This window comes from Streptococcus pseudopneumoniae (genome assembly GCF_001074565.1).
Classification (GTDB): Bacteria; Bacillota; Bacilli; order Lactobacillales; family Streptococcaceae; genus Streptococcus; species Streptococcus pseudopneumoniae_J.
Genome location: NZ_JUQX01000037.1, coordinates 59,330 through 74,837, shown reverse-complemented (window position 1 = coordinate 74,837; position 15,508 = coordinate 59,330). Strand labels below are relative to the sequence as shown.

Annotated in this window: 14 protein-coding genes; 9 read left to right on the top strand and 5 right to left on the bottom strand. The window is 42.0% G+C overall.

Annotation, left to right across the window (positions count from 1 at the left end; genetic code table 11):
- The first annotated feature begins 202 nt into the window (after nucleotides 1-202).
- The gene (locus tag ADI74_RS06225) at nucleotides 203-2,431 is read left to right on the top strand and encodes an HAD-IC family P-type ATPase (RefSeq protein WP_049537804.1); all 2,229 of its coding nucleotides are present in this window, start codon (nucleotides 203-205) and stop codon (nucleotides 2,429-2,431) included.
- A gap of 61 nt (nucleotides 2,432-2,492) precedes the next feature.
- Here the strand turns inward: ADI74_RS06225 and ADI74_RS06220 are convergent, their stop codons facing one another.
- The 4 genes from ADI74_RS06220 to ADI74_RS06205 all read right to left on the bottom strand — a co-directional run bounded on the left by ADI74_RS06220 (nucleotide 2,493) and on the right by ADI74_RS06205 (nucleotide 6,392).
- A complete protein-coding gene (locus ADI74_RS06220) occupies nucleotides 2,493-3,404 on the bottom strand; it encodes a PTS system mannose/fructose/sorbose family transporter subunit IID (RefSeq protein ID WP_049537803.1) in 912 nt (303 codons plus the stop codon).
- 14 nt (nucleotides 3,405-3,418) lie between these two features.
- On the bottom strand, nucleotides 3,419-4,231 hold the full coding sequence (locus ADI74_RS06215; protein ID WP_042898984.1) for a PTS mannose/fructose/sorbose transporter subunit IIC: 813 nt from the start codon (nucleotides 4,229-4,231) through the stop codon (nucleotides 3,419-3,421).
- 75 nt (nucleotides 4,232-4,306) lie between these two features.
- The gene (locus tag ADI74_RS06210; RefSeq protein WP_049537802.1) at nucleotides 4,307-5,296 is read right to left on the bottom strand and encodes a PTS sugar transporter subunit IIB; all 990 of its coding nucleotides are present in this window, start codon (nucleotides 5,294-5,296) and stop codon (nucleotides 4,307-4,309) included.
- Between the two features lie 283 nt (nucleotides 5,297-5,579).
- Nucleotides 5,580-6,392, bottom strand: coding sequence for a Cof-type HAD-IIB family hydrolase (locus ADI74_RS06205; protein WP_049537801.1), 813 nt, complete (start codon nucleotides 6,390-6,392; stop codon nucleotides 5,580-5,582).
- A gap of 186 nt (nucleotides 6,393-6,578) precedes the next feature.
- Between ADI74_RS06205 and ADI74_RS06200 the strand changes: the two genes are divergently transcribed.
- From ADI74_RS06200 to ADI74_RS06170, 7 genes are all read left to right on the top strand, one after another.
- Nucleotides 6,579-7,997, top strand: coding sequence for an NCS2 family permease (locus ADI74_RS06200; RefSeq protein ID WP_049537800.1), 1,419 nt, complete (start codon nucleotides 6,579-6,581; stop codon nucleotides 7,995-7,997).
- 54 nt (nucleotides 7,998-8,051) lie between these two features.
- Nucleotides 8,052-8,759 (top strand): CPBP family intramembrane glutamic endopeptidase, encoded by a 708-nt coding sequence (locus ADI74_RS06195; protein ID WP_049537798.1) that lies wholly within the window; start codon nucleotides 8,052-8,054, stop codon nucleotides 8,757-8,759.
- A gap of 76 nt (nucleotides 8,760-8,835) precedes the next feature.
- Complete coding sequence (gene folP, locus ADI74_RS06190; protein WP_049537796.1) at nucleotides 8,836-9,810, top strand: dihydropteroate synthase; 975 nt, start codon at nucleotides 8,836-8,838, stop codon at nucleotides 9,808-9,810.
- 1 nt (nucleotide 9,811) lies between these two features.
- A complete protein-coding gene (locus ADI74_RS06185; RefSeq protein WP_049537795.1) occupies nucleotides 9,812-11,113 on the top strand; it encodes a bifunctional folylpolyglutamate synthase/dihydrofolate synthase in 1,302 nt (433 codons plus the stop codon).
- A gap of 3 nt (nucleotides 11,114-11,116) precedes the next feature.
- Complete coding sequence (gene folE / locus ADI74_RS06180; protein WP_000380921.1) at nucleotides 11,117-11,671, top strand: GTP cyclohydrolase I FolE; 555 nt, start codon at nucleotides 11,117-11,119, stop codon at nucleotides 11,669-11,671.
- A 148-nt stretch (nucleotides 11,672-11,819) separates the two neighbouring features.
- On the top strand, nucleotides 11,820-12,641 hold the full coding sequence (gene folK, locus ADI74_RS06175; RefSeq protein ID WP_049537793.1) for a 2-amino-4-hydroxy-6-hydroxymethyldihydropteridine diphosphokinase: 822 nt from the start codon (nucleotides 11,820-11,822) through the stop codon (nucleotides 12,639-12,641).
- Nucleotides 12,634-13,917, top strand: a complete 1,284-nt coding sequence (locus ADI74_RS06170) for a hypothetical protein (RefSeq protein WP_049537791.1) — start codon at nucleotides 12,634-12,636, stop codon at nucleotides 13,915-13,917. Before folK ends, ADI74_RS06170 begins: the two co-directional genes overlap by 8 nt.
- A 51-nt stretch (nucleotides 13,918-13,968) precedes the next feature.
- Here the strand turns inward: ADI74_RS06170 and ADI74_RS06165 are convergent, their stop codons facing one another.
- Nucleotides 13,969-14,286 carry a DUF960 domain-containing protein gene (locus ADI74_RS06165; RefSeq protein WP_000886044.1) on the bottom strand — a complete coding sequence of 106 codons (318 nt, stop codon included), beginning with the start codon at nucleotides 14,284-14,286 and terminating at the stop codon, nucleotides 13,969-13,971.
- A 203-nt stretch (nucleotides 14,287-14,489) separates the two neighbouring features.
- Between ADI74_RS06165 and ccpA the strand changes: the two genes are divergently transcribed.
- Entirely contained in the window at nucleotides 14,490-15,500 is a 1,011-nt protein-coding gene (gene ccpA / locus ADI74_RS06160) for a catabolite control protein A (RefSeq protein ID WP_049537790.1), read from the top strand.
- Nucleotides 15,501-15,508: the final 8 nt, after the last annotated feature.

The window sequence follows — 15,508 nt, the reverse complement described above, 5'->3', positions numbered from 1 at the left end:
AATACAGAACTAAATCCTTTGGATAAATTAATTGTCTAACTTTTTGGGGTCAGTACAAATCCTAGTCTCTTTCGTTTTCAAGTACTTCTTAAAGTGGCTATAAATGATGCTTACCAAGTAAGCTCTTCTTATTTTGAGTCTTTAAGTGACAGAGAAAAAGATATGTGTTACTATAGTAGTACAAAAGGATATCGGAGTAAAAATGAAGTATTTAAGCAGTCAAGACATCAAGGATCGTCAACGAAATATTAGTGACATTAAACCTTATAAAACAAGCAAGGAAATCGTCGTTTCAAATATCTTTACCTTCTTTAATGCTATGAACTTGGCTCTGGCAGTTCTGGTAGTGACAACCTTGCGATTTGAAAATATGCTCTTTTTAGGTGTGATTACTATCAATACAGCTATTGGGATTTTCCAGGAAGTGCGCTCTAAGAATGCCTTAGAAAAGCTAAGTTTACTTGGTAAAAGTAAATACAGGGTCAATCGAGATGGTCAAACGATCGAGATTGATCCAGAAGACATCGTACTGGGGGAATATCTGTATCTCAATCTGGGAGATCAGGTACCTGTCGATGCAGAAGTGCTTGAAGGGAATGTTGAAGTTGATGAGTCCTTGCTGACGGGTGAGAGTGATTCGGTCTTTAAAACAGTTGGTGACAAGCTGATGAGCGGAAGCAATGTCGTCAGCGGTACTTGTCTGGTCCTTGCTACAGCTGTGGGTCCCGATAGTTATATCAATAAACTTGCAAAATCCAGCAAGGAATTCAAAAAATACCCTTCTCAACTGCGCGATTATATGGATAAGATTTTAAAAATCGTCTCTATCCTGCTGGTGCCAGTTGCCATTCTGCTCTATGTCAGAGGTTTTAGTCTAGGGCGGACTTATGTTGAGATTGTCTTGGGAAGTTCTGGTGCTTTGGTCGGCATGATTCCAGAGGGATTGATTCTACTGGTCAGTGTGTCTCTAGCGGTAGCGGCCATGAAGCTGGCTAAAAAGAAGGTTCTGGTGCAGGAACTATACTGTGTGGAGACCTTGGCGCGTGTAGATGTTCTCTGTTTTGATAAGACAGGAACCATCACGACTGGTAATATGAAGGTCCAAGAAATGGATGCGAAGGTGGCAGAGAAACTATCTTCTTATCTGGCTTATTTCGAGGATGAAAATGCAACTTCGCGGGCTCTAAAGACCCACTTAATGTGTGAGAAAAAGTGGGAAGTTCAAGAAGTCGGCGCTTTTTCAAGTAAAAACAAGTATTCCTTTGTCCAAGTAAAAGACGGTGGGACCTATTTCTTCGGGGCTTATGAGTTTCTAGGATTTACCCAGCCGATGGATGCCTACTATGAACATCTAAAACAGCAAGGTTTTCGAATATTGACACTTGCCCATAGTAAGGACCACATCACGAGTCCGGCCAATATGGAACTACTAGGACACGTCGTTTTGTCAGATGAGATTAAGGACAATACCAAGGAAACCTTTGACTATTTCGAATCTCAAGGTGTTGAAGTGAAGATTATCAGTGGTGATAATCATGTGGCTGTATATGGGGTGGCTCGTAAGGCAGGTTTTAAGGAAGAAGCACGGGCGATTGATATGACCAAGGTGAGTGATGAGGACTTTGAAAGAGTGGTCTTGGAACACGATATCTTTGGTCGCGTGACACCTGAGCAGAAAGAAAAGATGGTAACCGTTTTACAAAATGCTGGGAAAACAGTTGCTATGAGTGGTGATGGAGTCAACGATGTTTTAGCACTCAAAAAAGCAGACATCAGTTTCGCTATGAATGGTGCTACCAGTGCGGCCAAAAGCGTCTCCAATATTGTTTTTCTCACAGATGATTTTGCAGTATTTTATGATATCTTGATGGAAGGTCGCCGTGTCATTAATAACATCCAAAAGGTAGCATCTCTCTTTCTAACAAAGACCTTCTTCTCCATCGTGTTTGCCATTTTGAGTGTGGTATTTGGTTTGGAGTTTGCTTTTATCCCCATTCAGTTTACAATCATTTCAGTCATTACGATTGGGATTCCATCCTTCTTCCTAACTTTTGAGTCCAATAAAGAAAAGGTTAGCACACATTTTATGCGAGATATTTTGACCAATGCTGCGATTTGTGGTGGCATTCTGGTTGCTAGTGTACTCTTGACGAACTTCTTTATCACTGTCCCAGGTCAGGTCAAATTTATTTGCTTCCTCCTTGCTTTAATCAATGGTCTGTGTCTAGTTGCCAAGGTCAGTATCCCCTTTAATCGATATAAACTAGTCTTGCTCACGTTTTTGAGCCTTGCAGCCCTTGTTGGATTGCTTACCAATACCTTTATCCTGCGAGGAGCTTTTGTGCCTCTAGAAACCACTCAAGTACTCTATGTAGCCATCCTATCAGTAGTGATTGGGAGCCTGCATTATCTGACTAGAAGAAAAAGTTGATACACAAAAAGAATCAGGATTTGATCCTGATTCTTTTTTATCTATATTCTCGATTATTGGATTACATGATACCGAAGAAACGAGCTGCAATACCCACTGCAAAGAGTGCAAGGATGATTGCGATTGGTGATACTTTTTTCTTAAGCAACCACATGCAAAGGAAAGTAAGGAGAAGTCCCATCAATCCTGGGATTAATGAGTTCAACTGGCCTTGGAGAGTTTGTGGTTGAATCTTGTCTAAGCTCAATCCACCGAGTGCTTGACCAAGGATACCTTTCAATTCAGCACCTGATACAGGTCCTTCTGGGAAGTTGATGTAGGCACCTTCAGCCAATTGTTTACCTGGAAGGTTAACAGTAAAGTTAATCGACACCCAACGTTGTACAAGAACAGCAAGGATGAACATACCAAGGATAGATGCTCCTTTAGTGATGTCTTTCAAGATACCACCAGACATGTCTTTAGTGATTTCAGATCCAGCTTTGTAACCGAACTCTTGTGTATACCATAGGAAGGCCATACGGATAGCATTCCATCCGAAGAAGAAGAGAAGTGGACCAACAAGGTTACCAGATGCAGCAAGTGATGCACCAAGGGCTCCAAGGATAGGACGAACTGTAAACCAGAATACTGGGTCACCGATACCAGCAAGAGGTCCCATCATACCGATCTTAACCCCTTGGATAGCCGCGTCGTCGATTTCAACACCGTTAGCGCGTTCTTCTTCAAGTGCAAGAGTAACCCCCATGATTGGAGCAGCTACGTATGGGTGAGTGTTGAAGAACTCAAGGTGACGCTCAAGAGCAGCCGCTTGGTCTTCTTTTTTAGTGTACAATTTTTTGATAGCTGGGATCAATGAGTAAGCCCAACCCAAGTTTTGCATACGTTCGTAGTTCCAAGAACCTTGAAGGAATTGTGAACGCCACCAAACTTTTTGACGATCTGATTTTGATAATTGAATTTTTTCAGCCATGATTGTTCCCCTTTCTAGTAGTCTTCTAGGATATCACCGATTGGGTCGTTAGAAGTCGCAGCTCCGCCGCCACCGTTTCCACCTTGTTTTGAAAGGTTAAGGTAGATGAAGGCAAGGGCAACACCGATGACACCAAGGGCAATCAAAGTCAATTGTGAAATCGCTGCAAGAGCGAAACCGATAGCGAAGAATGGCCATACTTCACGAGTTGCCATCATGTTGATAACCATAGCGTAACCAACGGCAACGACCATAGCACCACCAACAGCCATACCACCATTCAACCATTCTGGCATTAGACCAAGAGCGTCTTTAACAGCAGAAGCTGGGATAGCGATAAGGAAGGCTGCAGGGATAGCGATACGAAGACCTTGAAGAACAAGGGCAAAGTAGTGAGCGCGTTCAACAGCTGCAATGTTTCCTTCTTTTGCAGCTGCGTCAGCAGAGTGAACCAAGGCAACTGAGATTGTACGAACAATCATTGTCAAGAATAGTCCAGCTACGGCAAGAGGGATAGCTGTTGCAGTTGCAACGGCGATACCTTCAGTAGTAAAGTTACCACCTTTGATCAAGATGATCGCTGCAGCAACAGATGCAAGAGCAGCGTCAGGAGCTACGGCAGCTCCGATGTTAGCCCAACCAAGGGCGATCATTTGAAGAGATCCACCAAGCATAACACCTGCTTCAAGGTTACCTGTTACAAGTCCGATAAGGGTACATGCGACGATTGGTTGATGGAATTGGAATTGGTCGAGGATACCTTCAAGACCTGCAAGGAAGGCAACAACTACAACCAAGATAGCAGAAATGATTGAAATATCTGACATGGTTTTATTCCTTTTCTATTTAGTTTTAATAAAGTATTTAATCCTGTTTTTTTAAATGATAGAAACAGATTAAAATTATTGAACGTTTGCTTTCTTAATCAAGTCAAACAAATCTTTTTTCGTGTCGTTTGGTACTTTACGTACGTCAAATTCAACACCGAGGTCACGCATTTTTTCAAATGTTGCAACATCATCTTTGTCCATAGACAAGACGTTATTGATCATTGTTTTACCTGTTGAGTGGGCCATAGAACCAACGTTAAGAGTCTTGATTGGCACGCCACCTTCGATAGCACGAAGTGCATCTTGTGGTGTTTCAAACAAGATAAGGGCATGAGTGTCACCGAAACGTGGATCTTTTGCAACCTCAATCAATTTTTTGATTGGTACAACGTTGGCTTTTACTCCGTTAGGAGCTGCTTGTTTGATCAATTCTTTACGCAATTCGTCGTTTGCAACGTTATCTGAAGCAACGATAATACGGTCTGCTTTTGAATCTGGAGTCCAAGCAGTTGCAACCTGACCGTGAAGCAGACGAGTGTCTAGACGAGCAAGGTTGATTTTCAGTTTACCGTCACCGATAACTGTTCCTTCTGGAATAGCAGCTTGGGCAGCAGGAGCAGCTGCAGCAGTTGCAACTTCCTCAACTGGATTGAGCTCTTCTGGAAGAGCCTTGATGCCATCTTTGGCTTCTTTAATGATATTCGCAGCGACTTTTTCCACACCTGCATTAGCGTCCATAAGGCGCTCTGTGTAGGCTTGAATCAACATCGGCAAGTTCAGTCCTGTGATGATGGCAAATTTACGTTCTGGATTTTCTCCCATCACGCGGCTAGCTTGGTTGAATGGAGATCCACTCCAAAGGTCAGCCAAGACTAGAACCTCATCTTCTGCGTCAAATGCAGCCACAGCGTTGTTGAATTTAGCGTAAAGATCATCTGGACCTTCATTCGGCATAAAGGTTACAACTTGAACCTTTTCTTGTTCACCAAAGATCATAGATCCTGACTGATGAATACCCGCAGCAAATTCGCCGTGGCTCGCAATAATGATTCCGATACTCATTATTGTCATTCCTCCTTTAAAATGTTTGACTGTGTGTTTAAGAAAACTTTAAGCCTAACTTTAAGTATAAACCGTTTTCAAACAAAAAGCAACCATTTCTTATAAATATGTGTTAATTTTCAATGAAAACTCGTTTACAAAATGTTAATATATAAACATTTTGTGGAAATGTATGAAAAAATAAGAGAGTAATTTAATATAAAAAAATGAAAACAGGCCGATTAATTGAAAAATTGTGAAAATCAAAAAAGCTAGCACAAGCTAACTTTTTGAGCGTTAAGCGTTATAGGAATAAATCTTGTAGGGTATGGGCAACACCATCTTCATCATTTGTCAGAGAGAGTTGCTCATCAGCATATGGTAGCAAATCGGGATTGGCATTTTTCATGGCATATCCTTTGCCTGCAAAAGCCAGCATTTCGGTGTCATTGTGTTCATCTCCAAAGGCAATCAGGTCTTTTTTGTCACGGTTCATAACATTGAGCAAGTATTCTAAAGCAAAGGCTTTGTTGACCCCTTTTGGTGTACATTCGAGAATGTTAAGAGGGCCTCCCCAGGTATTGATTGCTAGTTGGTGTTGGTAAAAACGATTCATCTCATCTGCTAGCGCGTATTTGTCTTCAGCCCTTGTTTGCAAGAGAATGCAGTTAGGATTCTTGGTTACTCGTTCGGGTTTGAATTGATTTTCCGGTTGGAAGTTCTCTACGCCAAATAGTTTAGGGTCCGCAATTTCTTCATTTGGAGCTGTAATGTAAAATTTCTTACGGTATTCTCCTGCAATAAAGTCGGCCTGAATATCCTCTTTATGTTTGACCATATCTAGGAGATATTTTTTATCCAAGGTTAAGCATCTTTCGTGCTCCCAAGTCTGTCCGGGTAGATGAGTGAGAGAACCATTAAAGTTAATCATGGGAGTATGCAACTCTAATTCACGGTAGAAGTTCTTCGCCATGCGGTAAGGACGGCCTGTCGTGATGACAACATGGTGTCCCTTTTCAGTAATTTTTTTGATTGTCTTTTTGGTAAAATCGGAGAGCTTGCTTTCGCTATTCAACAGGGTTCCGTCCAAATCGACTGCAATAATTTTTTTAGTCATAAAAACCTTCCTAGTAGATTCCAGATAAGATGTCTACTATTATATCAAAAAGAAAGAAGAAAAACAGACTCAAAACAAAAAATAAAAATTTCATTTTGTTAAATAAATCAAACAAACATATTGAAAAAGTGAATGATAAATGATATAATACTAATATTGTTCGTAAAAAACAAAAGGAGATTTATGATGGACAAACTATTTAAACTAAAAGAGAACGGAACAGACGTTCGTACAGAAGTTCTCGCTGGTTTAACAACTTTCTTTGCAATGAGTTACATTCTCTTTGTAAACCCACAAATGCTTTCGCAGACTGGTATGCCTGCTCAAGGTGTTTTTCTAGCAACGATTATCGGTGCAGTAGCTGGTACTTTGATGATGGCTTTCTATGCTAATCTGCCTTACGCTCAAGCACCAGGTATGGGACTCAACGCCTTCTTTACCTTTACAGTCGTATTTGGGCTTGGTTATTCATGGCAAGAAGCCTTGGCTATGGTCTTTATCTGTGGGATTATTTCGCTAATCATTACCTTAACAAATGTTCGTAAAATGATTATTGAATCCATTCCCAATGCGCTTCGTTCGGCTATTTCAGCAGGTATCGGTGTCTTCCTTGCCTATGTAGGGATTAAGAATGCTGGTCTTTTGAAATTCTCTATTGATCCAGGAAGTTATACAGTTGCTGGTGAGGGTGCTGATAAGGCCCAAGCAGCCATTACAGCAAACTCTTCAGCAGTTCCAGGTCTGGTTAGCTTTAATAATCCGGCTGTTTTAGTGGCTATTGCAGGTTTGGCTATTACGATTTTCTTTGTTATTAAGGGCATCAAGGGAGGAATCATTCTTTCTATCTTAACAACGACAGTTCTTGCTATCGCTGTTGGTTTGGTTGATGTATCAAGCATTGATTTTTCTAATAACCATGTAGGTGCAGCCTTTGAAGATTTGAAGACAATCTTTGGTGCAGCACTTGGCTCACAAGGATTGGGTGCTTTAATCTCAGACACTGCTCGTCTACCGGAAACACTTATGGCTATTCTGGCCTTCTCGTTGACAGATATTTTTGACACAATTGGTACCTTGATTGGTACAGGTGAAAAAGTCGGTATCGTAGCGACAAATGGTGAAAATCACCAATCAGATAAGTTGGATAAGGCTCTTTACTCTGACTTGATTGGTACTTCAATTGGTGCCATCGCAGGTACTTCAAACGTGACAACCTATGTTGAGTCTGCAGCGGGTATCGGTGCGGGTGGACGTACTGGTTTGACTGCCTTGGTAGTTGCGGTTTGTTTTGCAATTTCAAGTTTCTTTAGTCCACTTTTGGCAATTGTTCCATCAGCTGCGACGGCTCCAATTTTGATTATCGTTGGGATTATGATGCTTGGTAGTTTGAAAAACATCCATTGGGATGATATGGCTGAAGCTGTCCCTGCCTTCTTTACATCTATCTTCATGGGATTCAGCTACTCTATCACACAAGGGATTGCAGTTGGTTTCTTGACTTATACGTTAACAAAAGTTGTCAAAGGTCAAGCAAAGGATGTGCACGTGATGATTTGGATTTTGGATGCCTTGTTTATCCTTAACTATATCAGTATGGCGCTATAAATGGTATAATAGAAAAAAGGGGAGTCTCCCCTTTTTCTTATAAGGAGGTACATCATGAAAGATAAGACGATTTGGCAAGAGGTTTTGAACAGAGGGAAATGGGTGCTCATCCTTTTGGTAGCTTTTGTTCTATCTCAATTTCCCATAGGACTTGCTTTGTTTTTAGCAAAAAAACAGTTTCCGATTTTACAGTCAGGGCTTTTAGTAGGTGCCCTATCCATAGTCGTTTTGATTGTATTCATTATTGGTGCACGAAAAACACAACTTGCTACTTTTAATCTATCCTTTTTTAAGGCAAAAGACTTGGCTCGCTTGGTGTTGAGTTATCTGGTGATTTTTGCGACAAACCTCTTGGGTTCACTCCTGCTTCGACTAACAAATGAGGTAACAACCAATAACCAATCAATACTGAATGGTATAGTTCAGAATAGCTCCTTGATTTCAACTTTCTTCCTACTAGTCTTGATTGCACCGATTTGTGAAGAAATTTTGTGTCGTGGGATTATTCCAAAAAAGATCTTCCGCGGAAAAGAAAAACTTGGCTTTGTTGTTGGTGCAATTGTCTTTGCCTTGCTCCATATGCCAACCAATCTACCTTCTGTGATTATTTATGGAGGAATGTCAACGGTTTTGACTTGGACAGCCTATAAGACTGAGCGTTTGGAGATGTCCATCCTGCTTCATATGATTCTCAATGGTGTAGCCTTTTGTTTGATAGCTATTTTGGTATTGATTAGTAGAAATCTAGGTCTATCATTCTAAACCATTGACCTACTTGGAAAAGATGAATACTAACGTGTCCATCTTTTTTCTTTTTATGGTAAAATAGAGAGATAATATGGTAGAGAACCTTAAGGGAGTAACCGTTATGTCCAATAAAGTCAACCGCGAAAAAACAGCCATTTGTGGAATTATCAATGTGACGCCAGATTCCTTTTCGGATGGTGGGCAGTTTTTTGCTCTTGAGCAGGCGCTCCAGCAGGCCCGTAAATTGATAGCAGAAGGAGCTAGCATGCTAGATATCGGTGGAGAATCGACTCGGCCGGGCAGTAGCTATGTTGAGATAGAAGAGGAAATCCAGCGTGTTGTTCCAGTGATTAAAGCTATTCGTGAGGAAAGTGATGTCCTCATTTCCATCGATACTTGGAAAAGTCAGGTGGCAGAGGCTGCCTTGGCTGCTGGAGCTAATCTGGTCAATGATATCACTGGTCTCATGGGAGATGAGAAAATGTCGGATGTGATTGCTAAGGCTGGAGCGAAAGTGGTTATCATGTTTAATCCAGTTATGGTTCGACCTCAGCATCCTAGTTCGCTCATATTTCCTCATTTTGGTTTTGGACAAGCTTTTACAGAGGAAGAATTAGCTGACTTTGAAAAAATGCCAATCGAAGACTTGATGAAGACTTTCTTTGATCGAGCTCTAGCGAGAGCAAATCAAGCTGGGATTGCACAAGAAAATATCCTGCTGGATCCAGGAATTGGCTTTGGTCTGACCAAGAAGGAAAATCTACTCCTTCTACGGGACCTTGATAAATTACACCAGCAAGGCTATCCAATCTTTCTTGGAGTTTCGCGCAAGCGGTTTGTCATTAATATCCTGGAGGAAAATGGTTTTGAAGGCAATCCTGAGACAGAACTTGGTTTCCGTAATCGGGACACAGCTTCGGCTCATGTAACCAGTATCGCTGCGAGACAGGGTGTGGAAGTGGTGCGCGTGCACGATGTAGCCAGTCACAGGATGGCAGTTGAAATTGCGTCAGCCATTCGTTTGGCAGATGATGCGGAAAATCTAGATTTAAAACAATATAAGTAAGATGAACGAAATTGAAAACAATCAGTGGATTGCCCACTACCGGACGGACCAACCACATTTTGGTTTGGAGCGAATGGTGGAACTCCTAGCTCTGCGAGGCAATCCCCATCTCAAACTTAAGGTTATCCATATTGGAGGGACCAATGGCAAGGGGTCTACCATTGCTTTTTTGAAAAAGATGCTGGAAAAGCTAGGTCTAAGAGTTGGGGTGTTCAGCTCACCCTATCTCATTCATTATACAGACCAGATTAGCATCAATGGGGAATCCATCCCAGAAGCGAGACTAGAAGCCCTCATGGCAGACTATCAGTCTTTGCTTGAGGGGGAATCTTCTGACAATTTGCAGGGGACAACTGAGTTTGAAATTATCACAGCACTAGCTTATGATTACTTTGCCTCTGAGCTAGTAGATGTGGCCATCATGGAAGTCGGTATGGGTGGCCTTCTGGATAGTACCAATGTTTGCCAGCCTATTTTAACAGGAATTACGACCATTGGACTGGATCATGTGGCCCTACTTGGTGACACTTTGGAAGCAATAGCAGAGCAGAAGGCTGGTATTATAAAGCAAGGCATTCCCTTGGTGACAGGTCATATTGTTCCTGAAGCCCTGACTGTGATCGACCCTATTGCAGAAGCTAAAAATGCACCTAGACTTGCCTATGGAAGTGATTACCAGGTTCGTCATCAAGAAAGCGTGGTAGCGGGTGAAATCTTTGATTATAGCAGTTCTGTCAGACAAGGTCGCTTTCAAACAGGCCTGCTCGGTTTGCACCAGATAGAGAATGCGGGGATGGCACTTGCTCTCCTAGACACTTATTGCCAGGAGACTGGGCGGGAGTTAGCAAGTAATGACTTGGTTGCTCAAGCTTTGAAAGAAACCAGATGGCCAGGGCGTTTGGAGATCGTTTCTAGTGCTCCCTTGCTGCTTTTGGATGGGGCCCACAATCCCCATGCTATCAAGGCTTTGTTGGCAACCTTGCAAGAACGCTTTGCGGATTATCATAAGGAAATCCTTTTTACCTGCATCAAAACCAAGGCCCTGGACGATATGCTGGATTTGCTAGAGAAGGTGCCAAATAGTCAACTGACTCTGACTTATTTTGATGATAGTCGGGCGACGGATGAAAGCGTGCTGAAAGAGACAGCCAAGTCTAGAAATCTCAATTACCAAAGTTGGCAGGATTTTCTAGAGCAGAAATTGACAGATAAAAATGAAGAGAAACAAACAGTTAGGATTGTCACGGGTTCCTTGTATTTCTTGAGCCAAGTGAGAGCCTACCTAATGGAGAGGAATAACTAGAGAATGGATACACAAAAGATTGAAGCAGCTGTAAAAATGATTATCGAGGCAGTTGGCGAAGATGTTAACCGCGAGGGCTTGCAGGAGACACCTGCTCGTGTAGCCCGTATGTACCAAGAGATTTTTTCAGGTCTTGGCCAAACTGCGGAGGAACATTTGTCAAAATCCTTTGAGATTATTGATGACAATATGGTGGTGGAGAAGGATATTTTTTTCCATACTATGTGTGAACACCACTTCTTGCCCTTTTATGGGAGAGCGCACATTGCCTACATTCCAGATGGCCGTGTGGCAGGCTTGTCCAAGCTAGCCCGTACGGTTGAAGTCTACTCTAAAAAACCACAGATTCAAGAACGTTTGAATATTGAAGTGGCTGATGCCTTGATGGATTATCTGGGTGCTAAAGGAGCCTTTGTTGTCATTGAGGCCGAACATATGTGTATGAGCATGCGTGGTGTCAGAAAACCAGGCACTGCAACCTTAACCACTGTAGCTCGTGGCCTATTTGAGACGGATAAGGACCTCCGAGATCAGGCTTATCGTTTAATGGGACTATAATACTCTTCGAAAATCAAATTCAAACCACGTCAGCTTCACCTTGCCGTACTCAAGTACAGCCTGCGGCTAGCTTCCTAGTTTGCACTTTGATTTTCATTGAGTATAAAAAGAATCCGCTATAAGCGGATTTTTCTAGAAAGGACTAGTTATGGATCAACTGCAGATTAAAGATTTGGAAATTTTTGCCTATCATGGTCTTTTCCCTAGTGAGAAGGAATTGGGGCAGAAGTTTGTTATTTCCGCAAGCTTATCCTATGATATGACCAAGGCGGCGACAGACTTGGATTTAACAGCATCTGTCCATTACGGAGAACTGTGTCAGCAGTGGACGACTTGGTTTCAGGAAAGCACTGAGGACTTGATTGAAACGGTAGCCTACAAACTAGTTGAACGTACCTTTGAGACCTATCCACTTGTCCAAGAGATTGAGTTGGAACTAAAAAAACCGTGGGCTCCAGTGCATTTACCGTTAGATACCTGCTCGGTGACCATTCACCGTCGTAAGCAGCGGGCCTTTATCGCTCTAGGAAGTAATATGGGAGACAAGCAAGCAAACTTGGAACAAGCAATCGACAAACTGCGAGCTCGCGGCATCCATATTCTCAAAGAATCCAGTGTTTTGACGACGGAGCCTTGGGGTGGTGTGGAACAGGATAGTTTTGCTAATCAGGTGATTGAAGTAGAAACCTGGCTACCAGCACCAGTCTTGTTAGAAACATTGTTAGCCATTGAGGCAGAGATGGGACGGGTTCGAGAAGTTCATTGGGGACCGCGTTTGATTGATTTGGACCTGCTTTTTGTGGAGGATCAGGTCATTTATACGGACGACCTCATCTTGCCTCATCCTTATATAGCAGAACGCCTCTTTGTTCTTGAACCGTTAGTGGAAATAGCTCCCCATTTTATTCATCCTATCCTAAAGCAACCAATTCGTTACTTGGTTGACCAGTTGGAGCAAGGAAATGCCTAAGCTTTCCGAGACTTATAGCAAGTGGAAGAGTATCGGGGAGGGACTGCTTGCTATTGTTTTAGGGCTTCTCTTAATTCGTTTTGGACAAGTTATTCCGCGAATGGGGTACCAGTTGCTGATGGGCTACTTTTCCTTGTCAGCAGTTTGGCACTTGTTGACTCGCTGGTTTCAGGATAAAAATCGTCGGGAAAATATCTTTGTAACCTTGGGCAAGCTGGTGGTTGCGGCTCTGGTGTTTGATTCTATCATCTTGCAAGACCTTGCCCTCTATCTCCTGGTTTTTATCATTGCGAGCTACCAGCTGTTTACGGGCATCATTAGCCTTGTGACCTGGTCTCTCTATCGAAAAAATGCCATTCATCCTCGGATTCATCATCTCTTCGATGCTGTATGGATGATAGGATTAGGTCTTTATAGCATCTCTCCTTTTCACGATGCAGCGAATTTTGAATTGCTCTTGCTTGGGTTTTACTTGCTCATGCTAGGAGTTAGTAGCCTTCGGGATGGTTTCTTTTTTGAAAAGATAGAAAATAATCCCAAGCTAAAACGACGAATGCGAATGACTTTGCCGATCTTTGTGACGGCTTTGATCCCTATCAGCACCTTGCGCAAATTGAATGAGTGGCTGTCAAATCATGAAAGTCAAGAAGGGGAAGTTCATTCAGAAAGAAAAAACGATCAGGTAGTTGATCTAGAAATTTTTATTCATACCTCAGAAACATCCTTCTTCCTCGCTATGGGACATGTGGATATTTGTTATCAAGGGAAGGTTATTTCCTATGGCTCGTATGATCCTCACTCAGAGCGTTTATTCGGCATGGTTGGAGACGGTGTTTTGTTTAAGGCCAATCGGGAAAAATACATCGAGCTCTGTAAGAGGGAAAGTCAGAAGACCTTGTTTGCTTATGGTCTGAGTTTGACGGACCAACAGAAAGCAGCCATCCAAGCGCGTCTAGCAGAGATAGAAGACCTGTTAATTCCTTGGGAACCAAGCTCGCAGTTGATGAAAAGAAGAGAGGGAGAGGTCAAGCATACCTACTCCTACCAACTGAAACAGGAAGCGGATGCTACCCTCTATAAATTCAGCTCATCTGAGTTTAAAACCTACTTTGTTCTCAGTACCAATTGTGTTTTGCTGGCAGACTCTATCGTGGGAAAAGCTGGGACAGATATATTGAGTCCACAAGGTTTCATTGTGCCAGGGACTTATCAGGATTACCTTGACTTAGAGTATACAAAACCAAACGGTCTAGTTGTCAGTCGCTCTATTTATTAGACAAAGAAAACTCTAGTTCCTCAGCAGTTCGCGCCGAGAATCTAGAGTTTTTTAAAATAGGTCATTTTCTTCTGGAAGGAGGATGGTTTCTCTGCCGTCCAAGTCTAAAATAAGGACCCTAGGAGGGTAAAGCGGATCGAAAGGATGATTGAAATCAAAATCGATGCTAGTCGGAAGGTGCTGGCTAGAAAAGTGGAAGGTGATGGTCCCCTTATTGTTGAGCAGTTGAAACTCAAGCTCTTCTTCTAATTCAAAGACATTTTTCAGAAAATGATCAATAATATACCATAAAGAGTCAATGACATCGTCGGGCAGGCTGGTTACGACACCAAAACTAGCGGAACGTCTCTGTGTATTTGTAAAAGCCATCTTTTCATCCCCCCTTTTTTTCCTTATCATACAGCAAAATGTCTTAAAAATCAAGAAATCGTAATTGCTTTTTCAAAATGGGAATAAACTGTGAAATTTTTTCAAAGTTTCTCTAAAAAATACTTGAAAGTGTTTACAATAAGTGATAAAATGGAGTAAGTAGATGCGTGAAAGCGAAATTTTCATTATAGAAAGGAAACGGAATGAACACAGATGATACAGTAACGATTTATGACGTTGCCCGTGAAGCAGGTGTTTCAATGGCAACAGTTAGCCGTGTCGTTAATGGCAACAAGAATGTTAAAGAGAACACTCGAAAAAAAGTCCTCGAAGTGATTGAACGCTTGGACTATCGTCCAAATGCGGTCGCTCGTGGTTTGGCTAGTAAGAAAACAACGACAGTCGGAGTTGTGATTCCTAACATTACCAATGGTTATTTCTCAACACTTGCTAAGGGGATTGATGACATTGCTGAAATGTACAAGTATAACATTGTCCTAGCAAATAGTGATGAGGATGATGAAAAGGAAGTTTCAGTGGTCAACACGCTCTTTTCAAAACAAGTCGATGGAATTATCTTTATGGGCTATCACTTGACTGAAAAAATTCGTTCAGAATTCTCTCGTTCACGGACGCCGGTTGTTCTTGCAGGTACGGTGGATGTAGAACACCAACTTCCAAGTGTGAATATTGACTACAAACAAGCCACGATTGACGCAGTGAGCTATCTTCTCAAAGAAAATAAGAAAATTGCCTTTGTGAGTGGCCCACTTGTCGATGATATCAATGGTAAGGTTCGTTTGATTGGTTATAAGGAAGCTTTGAAAAAAGCAGGAGTCCCTTATAGCGAGGGCTTAGTCTTTGAATCAAAATATAGCTATAACGATGGTTATGCCTTGGCAGAACGGTTGATTTCATCACAAGCTACAGCTGCAGTTGTGACTGGTGACGAATTGGCAGCAGGTGTGCTAAATGGTTTATCAGATCATGGTGTTTCAGTGCCAGAAGAGTTTGAAATCATTACGACGGATGACTCTCAAATTGCACGATACACTCGTCCAAACTTGACGACAGTTGCCCAACCGCTTTATGATTTGGGTGCTATCAGCATGCGTATGTTGACTAAGATTATGCATAAGGAAGAATTAGAAGAGCGCGAAGTTCTCCTACCTCATGGTTTGACAGAACGTCGTTCTACACGAAAACGCAAATAAAAAAATCA

What these genes read in the sequence shown, in the direction of transcription:
- ADI74_RS06225 (WP_049537804.1), top strand. Translation starts at nt 203, where the DNA reads ATGAAGTATTTAAGCAGTCAAGACATCAAGGATCGTCAACGAAATATT.
- folK (WP_049537793.1), top strand. Translation starts at nt 11,820, where the DNA reads ATGGATCAACTGCAGATTAAAGATTTGGAAATTTTTGCCTATCATGGT.
- folE (WP_000380921.1), top strand. Translation starts at nt 11,117, where the DNA reads ATGGATACACAAAAGATTGAAGCAGCTGTAAAAATGATTATCGAGGCA.
- ADI74_RS06205 (WP_049537801.1), bottom strand. Translation starts at nt 6,392, where the DNA reads ATGACTAAAAAAATTATTGCAGTCGATTTGGACGGAACCCTGTTGAAT.
- ADI74_RS06185 (WP_049537795.1), top strand. Translation starts at nt 9,812, where the DNA reads ATGAACGAAATTGAAAACAATCAGTGGATTGCCCACTACCGGACGGAC.
- ADI74_RS06210 (WP_049537802.1), bottom strand. Translation starts at nt 5,296, where the DNA reads ATGAGTATCGGAATCATTATTGCGAGCCACGGCGAATTTGCTGCGGGT.
- ADI74_RS06200 (WP_049537800.1), top strand. Translation starts at nt 6,579, where the DNA reads ATGGACAAACTATTTAAACTAAAAGAGAACGGAACAGACGTTCGTACA.
- ccpA (WP_049537790.1), top strand. Translation starts at nt 14,490, where the DNA reads ATGAACACAGATGATACAGTAACGATTTATGACGTTGCCCGTGAAGCA.
- ADI74_RS06220 (WP_049537803.1), bottom strand. Translation starts at nt 3,404, where the DNA reads ATGGCTGAAAAAATTCAATTATCAAAATCAGATCGTCAAAAAGTTTGG.
- ADI74_RS06170 (WP_049537791.1), top strand. Translation starts at nt 12,634, where the DNA reads ATGCCTAAGCTTTCCGAGACTTATAGCAAGTGGAAGAGTATCGGGGAG.
- ADI74_RS06195 (WP_049537798.1), top strand. Translation starts at nt 8,052, where the DNA reads ATGAAAGATAAGACGATTTGGCAAGAGGTTTTGAACAGAGGGAAATGG.
- ADI74_RS06215 (WP_042898984.1), bottom strand. Translation starts at nt 4,231, where the DNA reads ATGTCAGATATTTCAATCATTTCTGCTATCTTGGTTGTAGTTGTTGCC.
- folP (WP_049537796.1), top strand. Translation starts at nt 8,836, where the DNA reads ATGGTAGAGAACCTTAAGGGAGTAACCGTTATGTCCAATAAAGTCAAC.
- ADI74_RS06165 (WP_000886044.1), bottom strand. Translation starts at nt 14,286, where the DNA reads ATGGCTTTTACAAATACACAGAGACGTTCCGCTAGTTTTGGTGTCGTA.